The 6,195-nt window shown below is 68.3% G+C and carries 6 protein-coding genes; all 6 read right to left on the bottom strand.

Annotated elements, in window-relative coordinates; genetic code table 11:
- Positions 1-380 precede the first annotated feature (380 nt).
- The 6 genes from ABD207_RS25175 to ABD207_RS25200 are packed head-to-tail and all read right to left on the bottom strand — an operon-like array spanning position 381 to position 6,164.
- Positions 381-1,427, bottom strand: a complete 1,047-nt coding sequence (locus ABD207_RS25175) for a methyltransferase (protein WP_344015410.1) — start codon at positions 1,425-1,427, stop codon at positions 381-383.
- Positions 1,424-3,181 carry an ABC transporter ATP-binding protein gene (locus ABD207_RS25180; RefSeq protein ID WP_344015412.1) on the bottom strand — a complete coding sequence of 586 codons (1,758 nt, stop codon included), beginning with the start codon at positions 3,179-3,181 and terminating at the stop codon, positions 1,424-1,426. The genes ABD207_RS25175 and ABD207_RS25180 overlap by 4 nt, the downstream gene beginning before the upstream one ends.
- Positions 3,182-3,188: 7 nt before the next feature.
- Entirely contained in the window at positions 3,189-3,605 is a 417-nt protein-coding gene (locus ABD207_RS25185) for a lasso peptide biosynthesis B2 protein (protein ID WP_344015413.1), read from the bottom strand.
- An 8-nt stretch (positions 3,606-3,613) separates the two neighbouring features.
- On the bottom strand, positions 3,614-3,871 hold the full coding sequence (locus ABD207_RS25190; RefSeq protein WP_344015414.1) for a lasso peptide biosynthesis PqqD family chaperone: 258 nt from the start codon (positions 3,869-3,871) through the stop codon (positions 3,614-3,616).
- 18 nt (positions 3,872-3,889) lie between these two features.
- Positions 3,890-5,668 (bottom strand): asparagine synthase-related protein, encoded by a 1,779-nt coding sequence (locus ABD207_RS25195; protein ID WP_344015416.1) that lies wholly within the window; start codon positions 5,666-5,668, stop codon positions 3,890-3,892.
- 37 nt (positions 5,669-5,705) lie between these two features.
- Positions 5,706-6,164, bottom strand: a complete 459-nt coding sequence (locus ABD207_RS25200) for a response regulator transcription factor (protein WP_344015417.1) — start codon at positions 6,162-6,164, stop codon at positions 5,706-5,708.
- Positions 6,165-6,195: the final 31 nt, after the last annotated feature.

Below are 6,195 nucleotides of genomic sequence, written 5' to 3' on the forward strand. Positions count from 1 at the left end.
TAAAGACCAGGTCAGAGGCTCTCTCGGACCGGCTCCAGGATGGCGACGCACTCCACGTGAGCGGTCATCGGAAAGATGTGGACACCTGGGGTAGGCAACAAAGCCCCTGGTCAGAGCCATTTTACCCCTGCTCTCCAGGGGGCCGGGCGTCAAACGAGCGTCACGAGTGCCAGCCTGCGTCACAGGCCATCGTGCCGTTTCAGTGAGCCACCATACAGAAGCACTTTGTCCACGCCAGCGCAAAACGAGTACGGCGCCGCTGGCGCGGAAAGGGTGCAGCCAGCGAGCCGAGAAGCGGGGTGCGCGAGAAGAACCGGGATCACCCGCCGTCACAGGCGAAAGCTCCCGTTGCCGGACTCGACGTGGCCCCACCTGAGCAATCAGCTGGGGCTCCCGTCACCCTTCGCCGCCCGGACCCTGGGGCTCCAGGAACGTCTCTTGCGGAAGACGAGTAGCTGCAGTCCTGGTGGGGTCTCGACCATCGATTGGTACGCCATGCCGGCCGCGCTCGCGAGCTCGCGGAGCTGAGCCGCGGTCCGTTCCTTTCCGCCGAGGAACAGGAACATACGCAGATCCATGGCGGTGATCGCCCGGGGGTCGGCGTGGTCCACGAGTCGCTCTACGATGATGAAGGTGGAGTCCCTTCGGCCCGCTTCGCTGCACCGGCGCAGAATGGCGGCTGCCTGTTCGTCGTTCCAGTTGTGGACGACGTTGACGAGTGTGTACACGTCCGCGCCGGCCGGTAGGGGTTCGAAGAAGCTGCCGCTCACCGGGGTGAACCGATCGCCGAATCCTGCGGCTGCGATACGGGCGGTGGCGGCCGCCACCGCACCGGGGAGGTCCAAAAGCACGGTGCGCAGGGTGTTGTGGGTGCGCATGAGGGCTTCTACGAGAACTCCCGTGCCGCCACCCACGTCGACTATGCGCCTGGCCTGGTCCCATGGATACGCAGCCAGTAGGTCCGAGACGTAGCTCTCGGCGTGCGTGTGGCGCAGACTGTCGAAGGCCGGGCCGCTACTTTGGAGGGCGAGATCCTCGTAGAAGGGCCGCCCGTGCAGCCTGGGGTAGGAGGGCTCGCCGCTGCGCAGTGCACCGAGGAGGTCTCCGACTGCGGCGTCCATGCGCGCCCCGGCTCCTGAAGCGTCCAGCCAATCGCATAGGCCCGAGGGGTGGCCCTCCAGGAGGGTGAGGGACAGATGGGTGAGCGCGTACGTTCCCGGGCGAGGCTCGGCGAACACGCCACGGCATGCGAGGAACCGGAGCACGCGGCTGAGCAGGTCCGGGTCGGTGCCCGTCCGCTCGGCCAGCGACAGGACGGTGTCGTGGCCTGCGGCTATGTGGTCGGCCATCCGCAGAGTGGCGGCAGCGCGGAGCGCGATGGGGGCGAGTCCGCTCGCTGCCTCGGCGAACTCAAGGTCGGCGGTCACTTCTGCACTCCCGAGAAGTCGGTGTGTTTGTCGTCTGTGATCTGGGTGCCCAGCAAGAGCCGGTAGTGCTCGCTGGTGTGCACCAGTTCGTGGTGGCTGCCTGCTGCGACCACTTCGCCGTCGTCGACGACGAGGATGTGGTCGGCATCGCGCACGGTCGAGAGGCGGTGGGCGACGATCAGCACGGTGACGCCGTCCCCGTGGAGGCGGCGCAGTCCGTCCATCACCGTCCTCCCGTTCTCCGCATCGAGGCTGGAGGTCGGCTCGTCGAGAAGCAGGAGGGCGGGCCGGGTCAGCAGAGCCCGCGCGATCGCCAGGCGTTGGCGCTCGCCGCCGGACAGCTGCGCCCCGTGCTCACCCACCTGGGTGTCAACGCCGTCGGGCAGGGTCTCGACCCAGTCGTGAAGGTTGACCTGGCGAAGCACCCTGTCCATTTCGGCCGCGTCCGAGGGCCGACCCATGCAAAGGTTCTCCCGGATCGTTCCGTGGAGTACCGGGGCACTCTGCTCGACAAGCGACACGAGCTGACGGCATTGGTCGCGGGTCAACGCGGCTGCGTCGTGGCCGAGATAGCTGATGGTGCCGCTCGTCGGTTCGTAGAACCGGCAGATCAGGGAGAGGATCGTCGACTTGCCGGATCCGGAGGTGCCGACCAACGCCGTCCTCGACCCGCGAGCAAGCTCGAAGCTGACTCCGCGCAGCGCGGGTCTGCCGTCATAGGCGAAGCGGACGCCGGCGAAGGCGAGCGCTGGGGCGCCCGGAACGGCTGCCGCGATCGCGCCGGGCGTGCCGTCGTCGGACTCGGTGGGCAGATCCAGCGCCTCCTGCACGCGCTGAAGTGCGCCCATGGCCCTCTTGAGCGTGGTGAGGCCCTCCAGCAGGTTGCCGAGGGGCATCACCAGGTAGGTGGCGTACAGCAGTACGGCGACCAGGTCGCCGAGTTGGAGATCCCCTGAGGCCACGCGCATCCCACCGACCACGAGGACGAGGAGGAAGGAGCCGGACGCCGCGAGCTGGATCGCAGGCTGGGCGGTGGCTGCCAGGCGCGCGCCTCTGACCCCCGCATCGAACGCCGCATCGACCGATGCCAGGACCCGGTCCGTCTCAGGCCGCTCCGCCTGGTGGATACGGATGGTCCGGATCGCCGACAAGCTCCTTTCGAGATCCGCGGTCAGCACACCCACCGCGGTCCGGGACTGCTCCGCCGCTTCCCGAATGCGGTTCAGTACGACCGTCACCCCCAGCGCGGCGACGGCGAAGACACCCAGAACGACCAGGAACAGGACGGGGTCGATGGCAACCATGAGCGCAGCGGCGCCCGTGACGGTGAGAGCTCCCACCGCGATCTCCACGAGACCGCGGGTGACGCTGTCACGCAGTGCCAGCGTGTCACCGGTGGCCCGGGAGATCAGATCTCCGGTGCGATGGGTGTGGAGTACGGGCAGCTGCAGGCGGATCAGCCGCCGGACGAGCAGCTGCCGCAGCCCGCGGACAACACTCTCGCCCGTGCACTCGAGGAGGTAACGGCCGGCCGTGTCGATCAGCGTTTGCGCCACGAACAGCAAGGTGAGGGTCAGCACAAGGCCGACGATGGGCTCGGAGGTGCGGACGCGGTCGATGATCCGGCCGGCGAGCACCGGCTGCGCGAGACCGAGCACGGAGGCGGTGATCACCAGAGTGACCGCGCCGACGACAAGACCCCGGTGCGGCCGGAGCATGCGAAGGAGTGCCGCGAGCCCCACGGGCTCGGCCATGCCCCGGCTAGGAGACATCAGCAGCCCCCACGTGCATGAGCACCCCGTAGGCCGTCGGCGTCCCCGGCTCGGCAACGATCCTTCCCCCCGCTTCGAGCCAGGCATGTGCCGCGAAGGGCGGCGTCCGGCGGACACCGACGTTCCAGTCCGGCCACCTGCCCTCAGCCCGGCACAGGAGCGCCACCGCGATCGAGCGGGGGAGGCATCCCTGCCACCCGGCGCAGCGGGGGCTGGCCGCGGCTACAGCGCGGTAGTAGGCGTCCACCGTCTCGTACTCCGCCTTCCGGGCTCCGCCCACCGCTCGCCGCATAAAGGAGCGGATGCGATGCGGGGCCATGCGCGCCAGAAGCAGCCCGGCCAGGACAGCGGTCCTTACCTTCGCCCGCCGCCATAAGCCGCCCGGCTCTCGGGCGGGCATGGTCATTCCGGCGCTCACGGCTGGACCAGCTCCGCCTCACGCAGCTGGGCGATGAGCGCTGCGACATCGGAGGCCGCCTGTTCTTCGGGGATGTCGTACTCGGCCACGAGCTTCCTCGCGACGTAGGCCGCGTCGTGCTGCTCGATCAGACCAGTCACCACTTCCGTGCCCGTGGGGTTCAGCTGGAAGTAGGCGCCGGTGCGCTCGTCGAGCAAGACCGATCCGTATTCGGTGGGCACCATCGAGATGTGGTCGTGCAGCTTAAAACCCATGAGCGTCTCCTGTCTGTGCTATGCGTGTTCCAGGCTGCGGAGCCACAGCTCGCAGGCCACGGTGGTGAGTAGTGCACCGTCGTCCAGTTCGGCGGAGGCCGGGCGCGCGCACAGGCATGCCAGGCGCTGCCCGTCGACCAGGCCGAGTTCCGCAAGCCGTGAGTCGGACCAGAGTTGGCTGAGATGCGGCGCGTACGTGCGCAGCCCCACGGCCAGGTCCATATTTCCTACCCCCTTGGTCGTCCTTTTGAGCAGGTCGGGGGGCACGATGCCGTGCATGGCGGCGGCGAGCAGCGGCTTGTAGGCGAAGGGCCGGGCCCGGTCCTCGATACGCACTGCGAGTGCGGCTTCCATCACCCGGTCGTCGAAGAAGGGCGTGGAGAGGGGCAGTCCGGCACAGGCGGTGATGTCCGTCAGGGCTCGCGCGAGGCGGGCTCCGTCACGGATCCCGTCGAGTTCGAGATGGCGTCCCGGGGTGGCGGCCAGCGGTGTCGCCGTCTGCACGGCCTGCCGGACTTCCTCGTGGATCATCTCCGCGGCGGGAAGTGTGAGCCAGGGCGGCATGGTCGCTCCGATTCCCCAGGTGAGGATGGGGAACCGCGGGTCCGCCGCGGTGCCCGAGGTCGCCGACGTCGCCAACCAGCGTCTGTAGGAGCCAGGGCTGATCAGTTGTCTGGCCATGCCGATCCATGGCCAGCCGAACATGCCGCGATAGGCATTCATGTGGCGCAGGGCCAGCAATGGCCGACGGCGTAGGAGGTCTGTGGTCAGCGTCGGCAGGCCAACGAACAAGTGGTCACCGCCGTGGCCGGTGAGGTGGAGGTCGGCGCCCTCCCGGCGCGGAATCTCCGTCATTGCCAGGACTCGTGACCGGCTTGCGACGGCGATGGACGGCTCGTCCAGCGGCTCGGTCGCCCGGTCCAACTGTGCGTAGACCAGCGGCAGGCGTTCGGCCGGGACCACGCGGTGGTCGACCTGGCTGGCGTGGCTCACGGCGCATGCGGCCCAAGCCGCGTCCTTGTCCAAGGGGTCGCGGCCGGCGGCCGTCACGGCCATGACCGGTCGCTCCCGCTCAGCGAGGAAGAACAGCGCCGTGGAGTCGAAGCCGCCCGACAGTTCACTGCTGACTTTCGTCCGCCCCCGCGCATGCTGCCGCACCGAAAGGCGCAGGGCTTCCCGTACCCGATCCGCGCCGGCGGCCAGCGTTCTGCTCGGTGCCGGCGGGCGCCACCAACACTCGACCCGCCTGTCCCGCCCATCGCCCAGGACGAGACAGTGCCCCGGTGGCACCGTCTCGATACCGCGCCACAGCCCACGCTGGGGTAAGGGATGGGGCACGGGCTCCAGCAGCCGGAGCGCCAGCGCGGACCGATCCAGCGGTGCCCCCGTCAGCCGTGCGAGCGTGCGGGCCCGGTCGCTTGCCCAGATGTGGCCGACGTGTTCTGCGTAGGACACCTGCCGGAGCCCCGACGCGGTGCCCTGTACGCGAGATGTCCCGGCAATCCGCGCGATGACGTGGAACACTCCGGGCAGCGAGGTGATGAATCCGTCCAGGTCCATAACGCTCACGCACGCTGAAAGAGCATCTGCCATCTGGTCCTGGGGCACGTCGCCCGGCCCTATGAGAGCGAGCGTCTTCCCGTCTACGTGGACGACGGAGAGAGTGGCGAAGGGCAGGTCTGCCAGGATCCAGGGCCGCCCGGAAGGGTGGGGCACGACGTGTGTCGGCTCGAAGGGAAGGCACCCGACAGCCGCCGCGGCCGCATCGTGGTCAGGTGCCACCACAAAACTGTCCATGGGATGCCGGGTACCTTCCTGCATTGTCGAGCCTCGGTTACGGGATCAGCCGACCAACCAGCTGGTCGGCGAGGAGCCGGCCGAACCCGGCCGTAGCAGCCGCGAAGGCGCCACGCTCGATCAGAGCAGGGGCCTCGTAGAACTTCTTCATCTCATTCACCTCCTCCCGTGCTGTGATGACTCCACTCTGGCCCCCCTGTGGCCCCAGGCCCATTGGCTTCAGAGCCAGTCTTTGCGTGTATGCGAAGGCCGTCAGACACACCTTCAAGCGTGACTTGAGTTCCAACTTCGAGAGGATGCTGCCGGTGTGTGCGCGTACCGTCCGCTCCGTCACCACCAGTTCGTCGGCGATCTCGGCGTTGCTGGCCCCGTCTGCCAGTAGCCGGAACACCTGGAGCTCTCTGCTGCTGAGTCGGCTGACGCGGTGCAGAGCCAGCACCCACTCGGGCATCGTTGATCTCGGGGTCATGTCCCTTCTCGTGGTGTAGCCGATCAATCAGTGGTCGCGTTGGTGGTGTTGGGTAGCG

Source organism: Streptomyces thermospinosisporus (genome assembly GCF_039526425.1).
Classification (GTDB): Bacteria; Actinomycetota; Actinomycetes; order Streptomycetales; family Streptomycetaceae; genus Streptomyces; species Streptomyces thermocarboxydovorans.

Coding starts and splice junctions, on each gene's coding strand:
- ABD207_RS25195 (WP_344015416.1), bottom strand. CDS start 5,668: ATGGACAGTTTTGTGGTGGCACCTGACCACGATGCGGCCGCGGCGGCT.
- ABD207_RS25180 (WP_344015412.1), bottom strand. CDS start 3,181: ATGGCCGAGCCCGTGGGGCTCGCGGCACTCCTTCGCATGCTCCGGCCG.
- ABD207_RS25190 (WP_344015414.1), bottom strand. CDS start 3,871: ATGGGTTTTAAGCTGCACGACCACATCTCGATGGTGCCCACCGAATAC.
- ABD207_RS25185 (WP_344015413.1), bottom strand. CDS start 3,605: ATGACCATGCCCGCCCGAGAGCCGGGCGGCTTATGGCGGCGGGCGAAG.